The 17612-nt window shown below is 46.8% G+C and carries 14 protein-coding genes; 1 reads left to right on the plus strand and 13 read right to left on the minus strand.

From position 1 onward, the window contains the following. Window position 1: 1 nt before the first annotated feature. Together ACTSEZ_RS06040 and ACTSEZ_RS06045 are read right to left on the minus strand one after the other, a co-directional pair. Window positions 2-1078, minus strand: a complete 1077-nt coding sequence (locus ACTSEZ_RS06040) for a Gfo/Idh/MocA family protein (protein WP_369733278.1) — start codon at window positions 1076-1078, stop codon at window positions 2-4. Next, window positions 1075-2187: a DegT/DnrJ/EryC1/StrS family aminotransferase gene (locus tag ACTSEZ_RS06045; RefSeq protein ID WP_369733279.1), complete on the minus strand. Its 1113-nt coding sequence runs from the start codon at window positions 2185-2187 to the stop codon at window positions 1075-1077. The genes ACTSEZ_RS06040 and ACTSEZ_RS06045 overlap by 4 nt, the downstream gene beginning before the upstream one ends. Before the next feature lie 226 nt (window positions 2188-2413). Between ACTSEZ_RS06045 and ACTSEZ_RS06050 the strand changes: the two genes are divergently transcribed. After that, a complete protein-coding gene (locus tag ACTSEZ_RS06050) occupies window positions 2414-3700 on the plus strand; it encodes a nucleotide sugar dehydrogenase (protein ID WP_369733280.1) in 1287 nt (428 codons plus the stop codon). A 52-nt stretch (window positions 3701-3752) separates the two neighbouring features. Here ACTSEZ_RS06050 and ACTSEZ_RS06055 read toward each other — a convergent pair whose 3' ends face one another. The 11 genes from ACTSEZ_RS06055 to ACTSEZ_RS06105 all read right to left on the minus strand — a co-directional run bounded on the left by ACTSEZ_RS06055 (window position 3753) and on the right by ACTSEZ_RS06105 (window position 17600). Then, a complete protein-coding gene (locus ACTSEZ_RS06055) occupies window positions 3753-4469 on the minus strand; it encodes a LutC/YkgG family protein (protein WP_369733281.1) in 717 nt (238 codons plus the stop codon). Then, a complete protein-coding gene (locus tag ACTSEZ_RS06060) occupies window positions 4450-5889 on the minus strand; it encodes a LutB/LldF family L-lactate oxidation iron-sulfur protein (protein ID WP_369733282.1) in 1440 nt (479 codons plus the stop codon). Before ACTSEZ_RS06060 ends, ACTSEZ_RS06055 begins: the two co-directional genes overlap by 20 nt. Before the next feature lies 1 nt (window position 5890). Next, window positions 5891-6613 (minus strand): (Fe-S)-binding protein, encoded by a 723-nt coding sequence (locus ACTSEZ_RS06065; RefSeq protein ID WP_369733283.1) that lies wholly within the window; start codon window positions 6611-6613, stop codon window positions 5891-5893. A gap of 112 nt (window positions 6614-6725) precedes the next feature. Beyond that, window positions 6726-8504, minus strand: a complete 1779-nt coding sequence (locus ACTSEZ_RS06070; RefSeq protein WP_369733284.1) for an L-lactate permease — start codon at window positions 8502-8504, stop codon at window positions 6726-6728. A gap of 230 nt (window positions 8505-8734) precedes the next feature. Continuing rightward, window positions 8735-9502 carry an IclR family transcriptional regulator gene (locus ACTSEZ_RS06075; protein WP_369733285.1) on the minus strand — a complete coding sequence of 256 codons (768 nt, stop codon included), beginning with the start codon at window positions 9500-9502 and terminating at the stop codon, window positions 8735-8737. A gap of 45 nt (window positions 9503-9547) precedes the next feature. Continuing rightward, window positions 9548-10324 carry a fumarylacetoacetate hydrolase family protein gene (locus ACTSEZ_RS06080; protein WP_369733286.1) on the minus strand — a complete coding sequence of 259 codons (777 nt, stop codon included), beginning with the start codon at window positions 10322-10324 and terminating at the stop codon, window positions 9548-9550. Between the two features lie 54 nt (window positions 10325-10378). Beyond that, the gene (locus tag ACTSEZ_RS06085) at window positions 10379-12559 is read right to left on the minus strand and encodes a malate synthase G (protein ID WP_369733287.1); all 2181 of its coding nucleotides are present in this window, start codon (window positions 12557-12559) and stop codon (window positions 10379-10381) included. 143 nt (window positions 12560-12702) lie between these two features. After that, window positions 12703-14166 (minus strand): FAD-binding oxidoreductase, encoded by a 1464-nt coding sequence (locus tag ACTSEZ_RS06090; protein WP_369733288.1) that lies wholly within the window; start codon window positions 14164-14166, stop codon window positions 12703-12705. A 3-nt stretch (window positions 14167-14169) separates the two neighbouring features. Next, entirely contained in the window at window positions 14170-15528 is a 1359-nt protein-coding gene (locus ACTSEZ_RS06095) for a (Fe-S)-binding protein (RefSeq protein WP_369733289.1), read from the minus strand. A gap of 1 nt (window position 15529) precedes the next feature. Further along, window positions 15530-16831: an FAD-binding oxidoreductase gene (locus ACTSEZ_RS06100; RefSeq protein ID WP_369733290.1), complete on the minus strand. Its 1302-nt coding sequence runs from the start codon at window positions 16829-16831 to the stop codon at window positions 15530-15532. Between the two features lie 70 nt (window positions 16832-16901). Beyond that, window positions 16902-17600 carry a FadR/GntR family transcriptional regulator gene (locus ACTSEZ_RS06105; protein ID WP_369733291.1) on the minus strand — a complete coding sequence of 233 codons (699 nt, stop codon included), beginning with the start codon at window positions 17598-17600 and terminating at the stop codon, window positions 16902-16904. Between the last annotated feature and the right edge of the window lie 12 nt (window positions 17601-17612).

Genomic DNA, 17612 nt, shown 5'->3' on the forward strand with positions numbered 1-17612 from the left:
GTCAATCCCTCTTTTCTTTTAACATCGATAACGTGGAGAAATCGTTCATTGGCAGATGGACAGGCTTTTCATTCAGGGCGGACTCATAAAGGCCGAATATGATTTCAAGCGCCTTTTTCCCCTCTGATCCTGAAATCAGCGGCTCTGCATCCGGATCATTCAGTGATTCAATCAGGTTTTTGTACATGGCCAGCTGTTCATCAAACGATTTTGAAAAAGCTTCAAGCTCCTGAATATCAAGTTCGCTTCCCTCCGCGTGCCACCTGGAAACCCTGCTTAGAGAGGGACCCTCTACAGAGAGTGTTCCTTTTTCCCCGAAAACAGAAAGGGCATACCCAATATTCGACGGCTGCGAAATGACGTTTGCCTCTATGACTCCTTTAGCGCCGTTATCAAATGTCACGATGCCGATCGCGGCATCTTCAGTTTCTTTGGACAGGTTTTTATGAAGAATTTCACCCGTAACCGATTTTGCATTTCCTAAAAACCACTGCATAAGATCAATGAGGTGTATTCCCTGATTTAAAAGCATTCCTCCGTCATGTTTCCATGTTCCTCTCCACGGGGCAGATTCATAATACTCCTTGGAGCGGTTAATTCTGATTGAAGCAATCGCGTAATAGGGGGTTCCGATCTGACCGGCATCAATGACCTCTTTCATCTTGGACAGCAGAGGAAGGAATCTGAGCTGATGGCAGACCATCACCTGTTTTTGCTTTTTTTGGCTTAAATCAATAATGGAATCAGCTTCTTTTATAGATAATGCCATAGGTTTTTCCAATATGACGTGTTTATTTGCATTCAGTGCCTCCATGGCCATTTTGGCATGAAGACTTGAGATGACTGTAATAACAATCACATCAATGTCTTCATTTAAAAGCATTTCTGTATAGTCCGTATACGCTGTGACCTCTTTATCCTGGCCTGCCGCTTGTTTATAATCTGCAATCGCTTCTGTCATCCTGTCTTCTTTAAGATCACTTACCGCTGCAAGTGAGGCTCCGGAGCAGCCGGCGATGGCTTTCACATGGCGTTTTGATATAAAACCGCAGCCGATCAGTCCGAATGAAACCGTCATGATTGATCTCCGCCTAAAACGGTTTTAAGAGTCTGAACGATTTTTTCCTGCTCTTCTTTATATAAGAAAGGATGCATCGGCACGGCAAAAAGGGTGTTCGAAAGATTTTCCGCTTCCGGGAAATCTCCTTTTCTGTAGCCCAGAGACCGGTAAACTTCCTGCAAGTGAAGACACTGCGGATAGTAAACGCCTGATGCGATTTGATTATCCTTCAGGACTTGCAGGCAGTCATCCCTTTTATCCGACTGCAGGCAGAAGAGATGATAAATATGGCTTCTGTCTGCAGATGCTTTAGGACATGTTAGTCCGCTCAGTGAGGAAAGCTCTGTCCGGTATTGTTCTGCAAACTCCTGCCGTTTGCTGTTCCACTTGTCAATCTTCTCAAGAACGACAAGCAGGATAGCCGCATGAATTTCATCGAGTCTGCTGTTGTACCCAATGGCATCATGATAGTATTTCTTTGAAGTTCCGTGCATTCTCAGTTTTCTCAAAGTTGCTGCAAGCTCAGGATTTGAAGTGGTAATGATGCCGCCGTCACCGATTGTCCCGAGATTTTTAGTCGGGAAAAATGAAAAACAGGCAACATCCGCAAGACTTCCCGCTCTTTTTCCTTTGTAATACGCGCCAAATGCCTGACAGGCGTCTTCAATAACATAAAGTCCGTGCTTTTTTGCAAGAGCATTCATTTCATCCATATCAGCAGGCTGGCCAAAAATATGCACGGGAATGATGGCTTTTGTTTTTTCAGTTATTGCCTTTGCCGTTTTACCGGGATCAAGGTTGAAGGTTTCCGGGTCTACATCAGCAAACACAGGTGTTGCGCCTACTCGCGATATGGCTTCCGCACTTGCAAAAAACGTAAATGGAGAGGTAATCACTTCATCCCCTGCTCCGATGCCAAGCGCGTCAAGCACCATAACGAGTGCATCTGTTCCGTTTCCTACTGCTATGGCATCTGATACGCCGAGTTTTTCTGCAATCTTTGTTTCGAGCTCAAGCACCTTCGGACCGAGTATATACTGGCCGGAATCATACACTTTCTCAATTTCTTTAAACACTTCCTCTTTTATCGCCTGAAACTGCCTCTGCAAATCTACCAGATTAATCATATACGGCTCCTTCTTTCATGGATTTCAAGTTCACAACCATCAGGATTAATGTATGAAGAAAAGAAGTCAGGTGATACGGCATGTGACTAATTGCTTCAGGGCATGCACGTACTTTTTACAGGACAGTGCCCTTTTTTTGCATCTGGTTGACTGTCTATGGCGGATAAAAAGATTGTGCATACCATAACGAGACTAAACTACCAAGATAATGCGAGGAGATTTGAAAGTGGCAGATAAATACAAAGGTAAACTTGCAGTCATAGGTTTAGGTTTCGTTGGCCTGCCCCTATCTGTTACATTGGCGGAAAAAGGATTTCAAGTATACGGGATCGATGTGGACGGAAGAAAAATTGCCTCATTAACGAATAAAGTCAGCTACATTGACGATGTCAGTCATGAGCGCCTGAAAGATGCAGTCGAACAAAAGAATTTTATTCCGACCAGTGATTTTGACATCATGAAGAGTGTGGAATCGATTATTGTATGTGTTCCGACACCATTGAAAGATAAAAACCCCGACTTGAAATATGTTGAGAGCGCCGGTTTGGAGATCAGCAAACGGCTTCAAAGAGGGCAGCTCGTTATTTTAGAAAGCTCGACATTCCCGGGAACGACAAAAGATGTGCTTTTGCCGATGCTTGAGCGGGACGGCATGAAAGCAGGCAAAGATTTCTTTGTGGCCAATTCGCCGGAACGGATCGACCCGGGAAATAAACAGTATGCAGTGACGCAGATTCCAAAAGTGGTGGGCGGCACAACACCGGCATGCCAAAAAGCGGCCTTTGACCTTTATTCGCAAGTGTACGATCAGGTGGTTCTTGTTTCATCGGCAGAAGCAGCAGAATTGACAAAGCTTCTTGAAAATACGTTTCGCTTCATTAATATCTCATTTATGAATGAAATGGCGGTTTTATGTGACGATCTTGGCATCAGCATCTGGGAAGTGATTGATGCTGCTTCGACTAAGCCATACGGGTATACCCCATTTTATCCGGGACCGGGAATTGGAGGGCACTGTATTCCGGTTGATCCGCTTTATCTGCAGTGGAAGCTTCAGCAGTCGCAAAAAAGCAGCGAATTCATTTCATTGTCCGATCAAGTGAATGATCAAATGGTCACCTATGTGGCAGAACGCACGAAAAAGCTGCTTAAGGGAAAACAGCATCCGAAAATTCTTCTTTACGGGGTTACGTATAAAAAAGATGTGGCTGATATCAGAGACTCTACAGCTGTTGAAGTTTTTGAAAAATTTGCCGAATCCGGTACCGATGTATCCTACCATGATCCTTTTATTCCGGTCATCTCCATTCACGGAAAAGAATTTAAGAGTGCGGAAGTATCAGAGAACAGTTTAAAAGAGTACGATATTGTTGTCATCTTAACGGATCATACACAAATTCCGCTTGATCTGCTCGCTCAGCATGCGGCACTGATCTTTGATACAAGAAATGTGACGAAAACACTTCCTGATTCTGAAACGTTATTCAGACTTGGAGACGGCAGAAAAGTTTAATCATCCGTATAAATACAAGAACCCCCGCCTGCCCATGCAGACGGGGGTTCGTTTACATATCTTTTACGACAATGTACGATGCTTTAATTGGTCCGTGCACACCAACGATCAAATTCAGTTCAATATCTGCACTGTTGCTCGGACCCGTTATAAAGTCCGCACATGATGCAAGGTGCTCTCCTTTTTTCAGCATGGAACGGATACATTCTGCCGCTTGAGTCAGCCTTGGTACAAGAGTGCTCAGGGGCACAATGCATAAATAGGTCTTTGGCAGAAGGTGGATCGATCTGCCTTTATCCCTGCTGCTGAACTGGACAACCGTTCCTGATTCAGCAAGCGTAAGATCGCTAAAAGCAATTCCGATGTCAGCGCGTTCGCACGCGGTGATATTTTCCTCAGCAAGTTCATGGTTCCATTCATGAACGGAGGTCCCCTTCTCCTTCCACAAAGCCATATAGTTCTCGCCTAATGCTTCAAAGCGAGGATCCTTGGGAATGACTGCTGACTTTGCGCCGTAGTCATTTATCACATGCTGCACTTTTTCAAAAAGACCTTCTTTGTCTGTTTCAATATACTGCGTATGAATAAGCAGACATTGTTTTTTCAGAACGCCGGCAAGCTCTTTTTGGGAGGTGTTTCTATATACATCCCATTGAGGATTCGTCTGCCAGTCCGGTTTGGCAACTCCGGACGATCTTCTGCTCCTGCCTAGCTTTGCTGCAACATTTTCAAGAAAAGAGTCCCGGTTTCTAATGGTCCCTGCTTTCATCCCGTTTTCCCTCCCTCTTTTTCATCCAGTCTCTGAATCTTTCTTTGCTTGGTGCCGGGAAATCTCTCACATCCGTCCACGGCTTGATTGGACCCGGGCCTTTTTTGACCATGCCTGAGCTCGTAAATGGAGACATAACAGCGGAGGCTGATTTCGTCCCCGCGCTGTAGATGCCCGGAGAGCTTGCGGCAAGCTGATAGCCTTTCATCGCAAGCTTTTCGCCAAAGGCTGATCTGCCTTCTTCTTCTACCATTTTTCTTCTATGTTTGATTAAAAGCTCATGAAGCGGTATTTTCACAGGACAGGCATCCGTGCAGGCTGCACAAAGCGAGGAAGCATAAGGAAGCTCCTTAAAGTCCTCATATCCCCCGAGCAGCGGCGACAGAACAGCTCCAATCGGGCCTGCATAAATCGATCCATAGGAATGCCCTCCGATATGGCGATAAACTGGGCAGACATTGACACATGCCGCGCATCTTATGCAGTGAAGCGCACTTTGAAACTCGGTGCCGAGAATACCAGATCTCCCGTTGTCGACAATCACCAGGTGAAACTCCTCAGGTCCGTCTGCATCACCGTCATCTCTTGGCCCTGTCAAATTCGTTATATAGCTTGTCAGTTTTTGACCGACCGCACTGCGGCAAAGGAGACTCACAAGCACATCCAGCTCCTCAAAAGTCGGGACAATGCGCTCCATTCCCATGACTGTAATCTGCGTTTTCGGCAGTGCCGTGACAAGGCCTGCATTTCCTTCGTTCGTGACAAGACAGATCGAGCCTGATTCCGCCACGGCGAAGTTGCATCCTGTAATTCCAAGATCTGCGCTCAGGAAATCCTTCCGCAGCTGTTCTCTTGCAAACAGGGCAAGCTCTTCAGGCAGCTCAGTTTTGTCGTACCCCCGTTTTTCTTTAAACGTGTCACGGATTTGCTCCTTGTTTTTGTGCAGGGCAGGCACAACAATATGTGAAGGCGGATCATGATCATCGAGCTGGAGGATGTATTCTCCGAGGTCGGTTTCAATCACTTCGCACCCTGCTTTTTCAAGCGCTTCATTCAGATGGATTTCCTCTGTCACCATCGATTTTGATTTCACGATCTTTTTTGCCTTTTTTTCACGTGCTATTTTAGTGATATATTCGTTTGCTTCTTCTTTCGTAGAAGCAAAAAATACGTGTCCGCCCCTTATTGATACATTCTCGCTCAATTGCTCTAAATAATAGTCAAGGTTTTGAAGCGTGTGCGTGCGGATCTCTTCCCCAAGTTTTCGCCATTCTTCCCAGTTGCCGAGCTCTTCTGTTGCCTGCAGTCTTCGCCCCTGCATCCTCTCCTGGGCAGAAGCGACTGCTTTTCTCATAAACGGATTGCTGACTCCGCTTTCAACCCGGTTGAAAAAGGAGTCATTGCCTATTTTCATCGGCATCTCACTTCACCCCGCTGTTCAGCACTTCGGCTATGTGCATAACTTTAATTGGAATGCCTTTCCGGTTGATTCTTCCGCCGATGTTCATCAGACATCCGCAATCGGCTCCAATCAGAACATCAGCGCCGGTTTCCTGAATATGAGTGACTTTCTCATCCACCATCTGTTCTGAAATCGGAACCATTTTCACAGAAAATGTGCCTCCGAATCCGCAGCAGTCCTGACTGTTTGGAAGAGGCGTCACTTCAAGGCCGTCTACATGCTGCAGCAGCTTGTCCGGTGCGTCTATCACGCCAAGCAGGCGGGTCATGTGGCAGGATTTGTGATACGTCGCATTTGCAGGGAAACTAGCATTTACATCTTCTATTTTCAAAACCTCTACTAAAAACTGAGTCAGTTCATAGGATTTCTTTGATAATTGGCGGGCACGGTCTCTCCATAGAGGATCCTCCTTAAAAAGCTCCTCATACTCATGCAGCATGGCCACACATGAGCCTGATGGACCGACAACATAATCAGATTCTTTAAATACCGAGATTATATGCTTGGCGACTTCCCGTGTTTCTTTATGATAGCCGCTGTTATAAGCAGGCTGTCCGCAGCACGTTTGTGCAGCCGGAAAATCAACTTCGCACCCTTGCTTTTCAAGAAGTTCGACCGTGTTTTTTCCTACATTTGAAAAAAAGACATCTGCAAGGCACGTGATAAACAATGATACTTTCACTGGTTCCCCACCTCTTTTGCAAGAATTTTCTTACTTTTAGTATACATGATCGTCGAGGGCTTAACGAAGGAAAAGCGAAAGCTGCCTGATTATACGGCAGCTTTCTGATTGTTTATAATTTCATCGTTTTGCTGTCTGATAGCTCCGCAGCGCGCTTTTGCCCTGTTGCCACGATGTAAATCGCTGCCATCGCAATGGCGACGGCCACATAGGACCCTAAATTAAAGATGCCTTTTTGCGAATACCAGACGATTGAATACCCAACCGCCCCTGATAAAAGCGCGTAATACGTAAACGGGAAGATTGTTTTTCTGATGACAAGACCTTCTTTTCCAAACAAGCCGACGACGGCAGATGCTGCTACAACGTTATGTACGCAGATCATGTTTCCAGCTGCTCCTCCGACTGCCTGAAGCGCCACGATCCAAGTAGGATCCACGCCGATTTTCGAACCTACATCATATTGGAAAAGACTGAACATCATGTTGCTGACTGTGTTGCTTCCCGCGATGAACGCCCCGATTCCTCCGATAAAAGTAGCAAAGAACGGCCAGAATTCCCCTGCAATGGCAGCTGCCCCATTTGCAAGTTCAATCGGCATTTTATCAAATCCTGCAGCCCCGCCGCCTGAATTGATAAATACCTGCACCATCGGCACAGTGAATATAAGCGCAGTAGATGCGGCGAGAGTCGTTTTGGCTGATTGTGACCACGCGTTTTTGTATGCGCTTCCATTCATGCCGTGCAAAAAGTACGTGATGAGAGATACAAGGATAAAGATTGTGCCCGGAAGATAAAGCGGCTGAAAGCTCGCGCTGACTTCAGAGCCGAACATGTTGGGAAACGAAACGACCCATGACTGCAGCCACCCCATGACAGGGAGCGTTTTTAATCTTGAGATGACCAGAAAAAGACCTACTAGAACATATGGAGCCCAGGCCATCATCATGCTCATGCTTCCGCTTTTGTGTGAAATATCCTTGATCTCAAGTGATCCGCTCCACTCAGGATCCCACTTTGATTTCGCCTCAAAATCCCATGCTTCTTCTTTTGGAGGCATGAGAAACCCTTTTTTCGCTGCAAAGACCACGATGGCAAGACCAGTCAGACCTCCGATCATGGAAGGAAACTCAGGACCGAGAGTATTGGCGGTAATGACATATGGAATCGTCATGGCAAACGCAGAGAAAAGGGCAAATTTCCAGACCTTTAACCCTTCCGCAAATGATTTGTTCTTTCCAAAATATCTTGTCATAAGTGCAACGACAAACAGCGGAATCAGCGTACCTGCTATCATGTGAAGAATGGCAACCTGACCTCCAATCGCGGTAACAAGAGCGAGAAAGTCTCCTGTTATGGATGTGTCTGCTGAAAGCCCTGTTTGTACACCTACAAGCATTGGCGTGCCGACTGCACCGAATGAAACCGGTGTACTTTGGATCACCATTCCGGCAATAACCGCTGCCATTGCAGGAAAACCGAGGCCGACCATAAGCGGCACTGCAACTGCTGCAGGCGTGCCGAATCCGGATGCTCCCTCGATAAACGATCCAAACAGCCATGCTATGATGATCACCTGGATCCGTCTGTCAGTCGAAATATCTGTGAACCCCTGCCGAATCGTTTTTATTCCGCCGCTTTCCTGAAGTGTGTTTAAAAGCAGAATGGCACCGAAAATGATGTAAAGAAGTGTCCCTGCTACAACCAGTCCATTGACAGATGCCGCTGCAACTGTTGCACCGGGAACCTTCCATACGAACAATGCAAGTGCAATTGCGGTTATGTACGAAATTGGCATCGCTTTGCTGGCCGGCCATCTTAATCCTACAAGAAAAATTCCTACTACTAAAATCGGCAAAAGTGATAAAAGTCCCAACATACCGGTGCTCACTGACATTCCCCCTTTTTTGTTTCGTATTGCGCAACACAATTTCACTCCGTTTGCGAGGAAGCAACATGTTATATAACAATAATTAAAATTGTTGTATAACACACGTCGCCTCACATCTATTATACAAACTGGACGCTTAATTACAATAATATTTAGAAAATTAACATAACTATTTTCGGGCAAAAAAAGGGCCCGTTTTCGCTATAGTAAAAAAACGGGCAATCACATGCTTACTTCTCAAAACCCAATCTGGCAGAAATCAGTTTTCCTGTCTCAATTATTCTTGGCTCAAGCCCTTTCAGCCTGTCCTGAGACATTCTTATCGTTGGTCCGGAAATGCTGAAAGCAGCGATGACCTGACCTGAATGGTCAAAAATAGGAGCTGCAATACAGGTAATGCCGGATTCATTTTCTTCCAAATCAAGAGCGATTCCTTTTTTCTTCACTCTGGAAAGCTCCTGAAGAAAATCATCCCTGTTAATGATTGTATTCGGCGTATGAACAGGCAGGCCTTTCCGGTCAAGGATATCCTGGATCGTTTCTGCAGGAAGATGGGCAAGAATGGCTTTTCCGACAGACGTGCAGTGCATAGGTGCACGCTTGCCGACCTTAGAGTGCATTCTCAGCGTTTCACTGCCGTCAAGCTTTTCAATATAGACCACTTCACCCTGATCATATACGACAAGGTGGATCACCTCGTTTGTTTCCTGCTCGAGCTTCATGAGGTGAGTTTTCGCTTCTGCTCTTAAATCAATGGAATCAAGCAGCTTTGTGCTGATTTCAAGAAATTTATAGCCAAGCCTGTACTTGCCGGTCTCCTCGTTCTGTTCGGCATATCCGTATTGCACTAAGGTCGCAAGAATCCGGTAGACAGAGCTCTTGTTAATATCCATCTGCCCGGCGATTTCCGTTACGCCAAGACCGCTTTTTTTCATGCTGATAAGCGCAATAACGTCCAGTGCCCTGCCGACTGACTTCACCATGTTTTCCCTTTCCATACTGTTCACCCCGGATGCTTGTTTTCGTTGCGATGACAGGAAATTTTAGCTTTTTACACTCTCGCGGGCTTCAGAGAATGAATTTCTCAGTGTGCCGATACCCTCTATGCTGCACTCAATGACGGATCCCGCTTTTACAAATTCTGCCCCAACCGGACTGCCGGTTAAAATCACATCCCCCTCATTAAGCGTCATAACATTTGAGAGGTACGAAATCATTTTTCTGATGGGAATGATCATTAAATCCAGCGGGCTGTCCTGCTTCAATTCCCCGTTCAATCTGGCTTGTACATTTATTGCAAACGGATCCAGCTCCGTTTCAATGACAGGGCCAAGAGGTGTAAAAGTATCAAACGATTTCCCAATCGTCCAGTGTCCGTCACCGTGAAAAAAAGCAGGCGCTGTCACATCATTACCGACTGTATAGCCGAAAACATAGTCGAATACCTCATCTTCTGACAGGTTCTTTGCTTCTTTTCCAATAACAACGGCAAGTTCAGATTCAAACTTTACTTCCTCCGCACCGGCCGGAATCACAATTTTTTCATCAGGACCGATGACAGATGAAACCGGCTTGAAAAAGAAAACGGGGATGTCAGGAAGGACTTCAGGCAAATCCTGCTTACCCGCGACAAAGTTTGCACCGATGCCGATGATTTGATTTGGCCGAAGCGGTGCAAGCAGCTGTACTTCTGATACATTCAAAACACGCCCAGTATACTCCCAGTCTGAAAATATGTTCCCGCTTATTTCTTTTATCTCTGAATCAAGCAAAACTCCTTGGCAAACAGCAGAATCAGCCGTATAACGAACAAATTTCATGGTGATGCTCCTTTCTGTGAGAGAAGCGGGGCAAATACTGCCCCGCTTCAATGATTAGTTTTTAACAGCAAATTTCTCTTTTGCCTCGAGGCGGCGGCGGTGAAGAATCGGTTCTGTATAGCCGTTCGGCTGGTCATATCCTTCAAACACCAGGTCACAAGCGGCCTGGAAGGCAACAGAGTTCCGGTAATCTGGAGCCATCGGCATATAAAGCGGATCGCCTGCGTTTTGTTTGTCAACGACTTTTGCCATGCGTTCAAGCGTTTCCTGCACCTGCTCTTTTGAGCAAATTCCGTGGTGCAGCCAGTTGGCAAGATGCTGGCTTGAAATCCGCAATGTTGCCCGGTCTTCCATTAATCCAACATTGTAGTAATCAGGCACTTTTGAACATCCCACTCCCTGCTCTACCCAGCGCACAACATAGCCCAGGATTCCCTGTGCATTATTGTCGAGCTCCTGCTGGATCTGCTCTTTGCTCCAATCAGCCTGTTCTGCAACAGGAACTCTCAGAATATCATCACGCAGATCCTTTGCTTCTGCCTTCAGCTGATTTTGCACGTCGGTTACATTTACCTGATGGTAATGAAGGGCGTGCAGAGTGGCGGCAGTCGGTGAAGGAACCCATGCTGTATTCGCTCCTGCTTTCAAATGCCCGATTTTCTGGTCCAGCATATCTTTCATCAAATCAGGCATTGCCCACATGCCTTTCCCGATTTGTGCCCTGCCCTGAAAACCGCTCTCAAGGCCTGTGAAGACATTCGACTTTTCATAGCCGGTCAGCCAGACGGAAGACTTCATTTCGTTTTTAGGAATCATCGGGCCAGCTTCCATTGATGTATGAATCTCGTCGCCGGTACGGTCAAGGAATCCAGTATTAATAAAGGCAATCCGGTCTTTCACCTCGCGGATGGCAGCTTTAAGGTTAAGCGAGGTGCGTCTTTCTTCGTCCATTACGCCGATTTTAAGCGTATGGCGCTCCAGTCCAAGAAGATCTTCCGTACGGTTAAACAGCTCGTTTGCGAACGCCGCTTCTTTTGACCCGTGCATTTTCGGCTTTACGATATAAACAGACCCTTTTGAGGAGTTTTGGTAGGTTCCGGTTCCTAAAAGCGAATGCTTTGCAAGCAGACCCGTCATCACGCAGTCAAGAATGCCTTCCTGAATTTCATTCCCTCTTCCGTCAAAGATTGCATTATTCGTCATGAGGTGTCCGACGTTTCGGACAAACATGAGTGATCTCCCGGGCAAAGTGAATTCTTCCCCGCTTGCGGATGAATACGTGCGGTCAGGATTCAGGGTGCGCGTCATCGTTTTGCTGCCCTTTTTAAAGCTGGCAGAAAGATTGCCGGTCATCAGTCCGTGCCAGTTGCGGTAAACAAGGACTTTGTCTTCTGCGTCAACTGCCGTAACGGAATCCTCGCAGTCCATAATCGTTGTGAGAGCAGCCTCAAGAAGAATGTCCTTCACGCCGGCCATATCCGTTTTACCGATAGAATGGCTTCTGTCAATCTGGATTTCAAAATGAAGACCGTTATTTTTTAAGAGAACAGCAGACGGTGAGACGGCATCCCCCTGGTAGCCTGCAAGTTTTTCAGAATCAGCAAGCGATGTTTTTGATCCATCGCTTAATGTGACGAGCAGTTTGCCGTCTGAGATGGCATATTCCGCTGCGTCTTTATGGGAGCCTTCTGCAAGAGGAACAGTTTCATCAAGAAAATTCCGGCCGAACGCAATTACTTTTTCGCCGCGTACGGGATTATAGGTTCCTTCTTTATGTGCGCCTCCTTCTTCACTGATGGCATCTGTTCCATAAAGAGCATCATACAGGCTTCCCCAGCGGGCATTGGCTGCATTAATGGCATACCTTGCGTTATTCACAGGAACGACCAGCTGCGGCCCGGCCTGTGAAGCAATTTCATCATCTACATTTTCAGTAGCAATCTTAAAATCAGGTGCTTCAGGTTCCAGATAGCCGATCTCATGCAAAAACGCTTTATATGTCTCAAAGTCCGCTTCTTTGCCGTTCTCTCTGTGCCAGGCATTGATTTTGTGCTGAATCTCATCACGGACGTTAAGAAGCTCGCGGTTTTTCGGAGTCAGCTCATCGATGATCTCTTCAAAGCCTTTCCAAAACGCCTCTTCTTCCACTCCTGTCTGAGGAAGTGCTTCTTTTTGAATGAATTCATACAGCACCTCAGCGACTTTTAAATTCCCCTTTTGAACGTACCCTTCCATGATTTCTCCTCCTTTGATATCCGGTTCATTGTTTCGTATTGCGCAACGATGTTTTCTATTATGCTAAAAAAAGCATAGCATGACAGGGACAGCGCTTTCAATAGAAGTTAGAACATTCTGTTAAATAATCATTTGCCGTTCTATTAAACTCCTGCTGTTTTCATTTCTTTCATCTCTTTTTTCACTTCAGCACACCTTCCCGGGCTCGGAAAAAGCTTTCCTGCATTTAACAGATTCTCAGGATTAAAGACGGACCTGATGTCTGTCTGGGCAGAAATTTCTTCATCTGTAAAAACAAATCTCATTTCCTCCCGCTTTTCAATGCCGACGCCATGCTCTCCGGTGATGGTCCCCCCTGCATCTGCACAAACCTGAAGACAGGCGCTGCCGGCTTCAAGTGCAAGCTCTGTCTGCCCCGGAATTCTTGAATCAAACAAAACGAGCGGATGAAGGTTTCCGTCACCGGCATGAAAGATGTTGGCGATCCGCAGGCCGGATTCCAGGCTAATTTCATTAATCTTTTCAAGAACTTCAGGTAATTTGCTTCTCGGGATAACGCCATCTTGAACAAGATAATCCGGTGAGATCGCCCCCATTGCCCCAAATCCTGTCTTCCGGTTTGCCCACCAGCGTGCGCGCTCGGCTTCGCTCTGTGCGGCCTTCACCTCACGAACGTTCCATTTTGAGCAAACGGCGAGTATCTGGGCAATCTGATCTTCAATCCCGGCTGAAATTCCGTCTACTTCTATTAAAAGGACTGTTTCAATATCTTTCGGGTGGCCGACTGGAAACGCAGCCGCCTCTACCCCTTCGATTGCTGTTTTGTCCATCATTTCAAGCGCTGCCGGCACGATGCCTGCGGAAATGATGTCTGAAACGGCAGCGCTGCCGTCTTCCACCCGGTCGAAATAGGCAAGAACCGTTTGTTTGGCTTCTGGATTTTTCAGGATTCGTACAGTTATTTTTGTCACAATTCCAAGCGTTCCTTCTGAGCCTGTCAGCAAACCAAGCAGGTCATAGCCAGGCGTATCCGGTATCCCGCTGCTCCCAATCTCCGTAATGTCACCGTTCGGAAGGACCACTTGGAGGCCGAGGATGTGATTCGTTGTTACCCCGTACTTCAGACAGTGGGCACCTCCGGCATTTTCCGCTACATTGCCGCCTATTGTGCAGCAATACTGGCTGGACGGGTCCGGAGCATAATAGTAGCCCCTATCTGCAATTGAGTTTGTCAGTTTGAGATTTACAAAGCCCGGTTCAACGACTGCTCTTCTGTTTTCAAGATCAACGCTGATCAGCTTTTTCATTTTCACAAGGCTGATAATCACTTCTCCGTTAATCGGGATGGCGCCTCCGCTGAGACCCGTGCCCGCGCCTCTTGCTAAAAACGGAAGCTTGTTCATGGAGCAGTATTTGACAACAGCCGCAACTTCCTCCGTATTTTTTGGGAAGACAACCGCTTTCGGCAAATGCTTATGAATTGTAAACCCGTCGCAGTCATAGGCGATCAAATCTTCCTTCTGATAAAGAATATTGCCGGGGCCTCCGACAATAGCAGCAAGGCTGACAATGTGTTTGTCCTTTGTCCGGATTTTTTTGGCGGCCATTGCTTACTCCCCCTCAAGTTTTTCTTTTTGATACGCCCAGTCAAGAAGCTGCACGGTGTGTACGACCTTTTGGCTTCTTCCGTATTTCTGAACGCCCATTGCCATTTGCAGCATGCAGCCCGGGTTGCCCATGGAGATCATTTCAACATCTTCAGGTACATTCTCCATCTTGCTCTCAAGGACCGCACCTGCCATTTCAGGGTTTGTAATATTGTAGATTCCGGCACTTCCGCAGCATCTGTCGGCATTCGGCATGTGCACCATCTCTACTCCAGGGATGTTTAAAAGCAAGTCTCGCGGCTCTTCTCGCACCCCTTGCCCGTGTGCCAGGTGGCATGCATCGTGATACGTAATTCTCGTGTTCAATTCTGCTTTCGGCTTTTCATATCCCGAATCATGCAAGTATTTAGAAACATCCACAACTTTCTCTGCAAAAGCTTCTGCTTTTTCATGCCATTCTGTGTCTACTTCCCTGAAAAGCTCGCCGTATTCCTTCAGCATACATCCGCAGCCTGCGGCATTCACGACAACAGTGTCGGCATCTTTAAACGCTTCAATGTTCTGTTTGGCAAGCTTTCTGCCCGTGTCCCTGTCGCCCGCATGCACATGAAGAGCTCCGCAGCACGTTTGCTTCTGAGGAATCGATACATTGTTTCCGTTTCGGGTTAAAACATTGACCGTTGATTGATTGATGTCCCCAAACATCACGTCCATGACACAGCCTGTCAGAAAAGCGACATCAGCTTTTGGGGTTCCTTCAGCTTGTACAACCGGCTGCTTTTTATATTTCGACCGTACCGGCTGTTTGATCTCGGGCATGATGGCTTCCATTTCGGCAAGATGTTTTGGCATGACGTTCAGCATGCCTGTCTTGCGTACCGCTTTCTGCAAGCCGCTTTTCTGGTAAAACTTCAGAAGGCTGCCGACAGCATGAAGCCTGTTTTGGTGAGGGAACAGGCCTTTCAGAAAGAAATGGCTTACAGCTCCTTTCGCACCTGTAAGCGGCATTGCCTGGCGAATCTGCCCTCTTGCTTCTTCAATGAGACCTCCGACATCCACGTCAGCAGGACAGGCAGTCGTGCATGCCCGGCAGTCAAGACACGCAAATACCGGATCCATAAACTGTTCATTGACTTCAAGCTTGCCGTCTGCCACTGATTTTATAAGATGCACCCTGCCCCGCGGCGAATGCTGTTCCTGGCCGGTAATTTCATAAGTAGGACACGATTCAAGACACATTCCGCAGTGCACGCAGTCTGCCCATTTGCTCTCATCCGGATGATCTTTCCAAAGATAGTTGCTGAGACTGGCATCTGCACATGAAGGAACGCCCTGCTTCAGATCGCTTTCTCTTATACTCACGTCAGATTCCTCCCAAATAGCGTTTATCATTTAAAACTGAATGAGGATCAACCGCTTTTTTAATGCCTTCAATGAGGAAAAAATAATCCGGTTTTTCGCCCCATACCTCTGTTTTGTGTCGCATGGCATAAGGCAAATGGGTAACGATGGCGTAGCCGCCGAGATCCTTTGCTAAAGCTCTGACCGCTTCAATCATGGTAAGCACATCCTGGCTGCTGCCTCGCAAATGAACTTTCGACAATCCGTGACCTAAGCCTCCGTGGACTTCAGGTGAAGTGCCTGCTGATTTCGCCACCATCTCCATAAGTTTAAATACATCCAGGTTTTTTAGCCCGACCTTAAGTGATGCCTCTGTAACTGAACCTGGCTTGCGCGTATAAGCATTTGGAGCAGCTGTGTAAAAGCGTTCCCAAAATTTCACTGTCTCACCTTCAGGTAAAATGGCCATCTGCACATGTTCTGGAACCAATTTTTTCAGAACTTCTTCCTGATAGCGGACAGAAGGCTCGAAATCTTCAAAGCTCACAGCCAGTGTATTCACTTTCTGTCCAGTTAAGCGTTTGGATAAAGCGGGATTTAATAGTTCCAGTGCAACAGGTTCAAGCGCTGAATCGAGCAGCTGAACGGAAAACGTTCTCATCGCTTCCTGCATTTCTTCAGGATAGGAAAGCAGCACAAGGCATTGACAGGCAGGGAGCGGCCTTAGTTTTAATGTAACTTCTGATAGAACGCCCAACGTCCCCATTGATCCGACGAACAGCTTGTTCATATCGTAGCCTGCCACGTTTTTTACGACCCTGCCTCCGGAGCGTATGACTTTCCCGTCTGGATAAACGATGCGCAGCCCGATGACCGAATCACGTGCCGATCCGTATCCAAGCCTTTTGGGACCGCTCTCATTTGCGGCGACAATTCCGCCGATTGTTGCATATTCCGGCCAGGATGGATCAAGTGACACCATCTGCCCGAATTGTGCCAGAAAGCTTTGCAGTTCTTTAAACGGCGTACCCGCTCTAACTGTCACGGTCATATCTCCAGGTGTATGTTCTGTTATCCCTTTGTAATTGGACAAAGAGAGCAATATGTCTGCCGAATCTGATAATCCGCCAAACCCCCTCTTCGTTCCGCCGCCGATAATGGAGATCTTTTTTCCATGGTCACTTGCGTAACGGACGACTTCTGAAATTTCTTCCTCTGTGGTCGGAAAAACGGTGATGTCGCCGTTATTTCCAAGCAAGTGGTTCCATTCTGTTTTATGAAGCACTTTTTCATCTGGCAAGATCGCCGTTAAGTCTGCCGGCATGAACCTTCCTCCTTCAATAAATAAGTCATTGCAGCAAACAGGAATGGAATCAGGTTATTCTGCTGTCAGTCTATGAGGATTGGTTCTGGTGCAGACTCTTATGAAGGATGGATTCTACGAATGTTAAATGTTCCAGCATGCAGGCTTTTGCCTGACTGGAATGTCCTGAAGAAATGCTCTCGAAGATTTGCTCGTGGTGTTCGGAAATCGTTTTGACGGTTTCCGGGATGTTTTGTATAAACCGGTGAAAGTCAATCATTGAGTGTTTAATCGTTTCTGAAATGAAGGTAACAAACTGCATCAGAAGCGGATTGCCCGTCGCTTTTGCAATCGCCGAATGAAAACGGTAATCATCTTCCCATGGTGAATCTCCGGGTGAATCCAATATATGCTTCATCTCAGCAAGATCACGATCGCTCCTGCTGCCTGCAGCCATTTCAGCCATTCCTGTCTCCACGATTTTTCGTACTTGAAAAAGCTCAGTCACCTTTTTCGGGTCAGAAAAGTAGAGGTTCTGATTAAAGATCCTGGAAGAGTCAAAAGGGGTTACATAGGTGCCTTCCCCCTGCTTCACGGTAACTAAACCCTTACCTTTTAAAATAGTTATCGCATCACGGACTGCAGAGCGTCCGACCCCGAACTGATCGCAGAGCTCTCTCACAGAAGGAAGTTTCTCGCCGGGAGAAATCGACCCTGAAGCAATCAAGTGTTCCAGCTGCTCGCTCACCGTTTCAGAAACCTTCTTTGTGACAATTTTTTCAATTTGCACGTTTCGCCCCTC

It is taken from the genome of Metabacillus mesotrionivorans (genome assembly GCF_052171315.1).
GTDB lineage: Bacteria > Bacillota > Bacilli > Bacillales > Bacillaceae > Bacillus_P.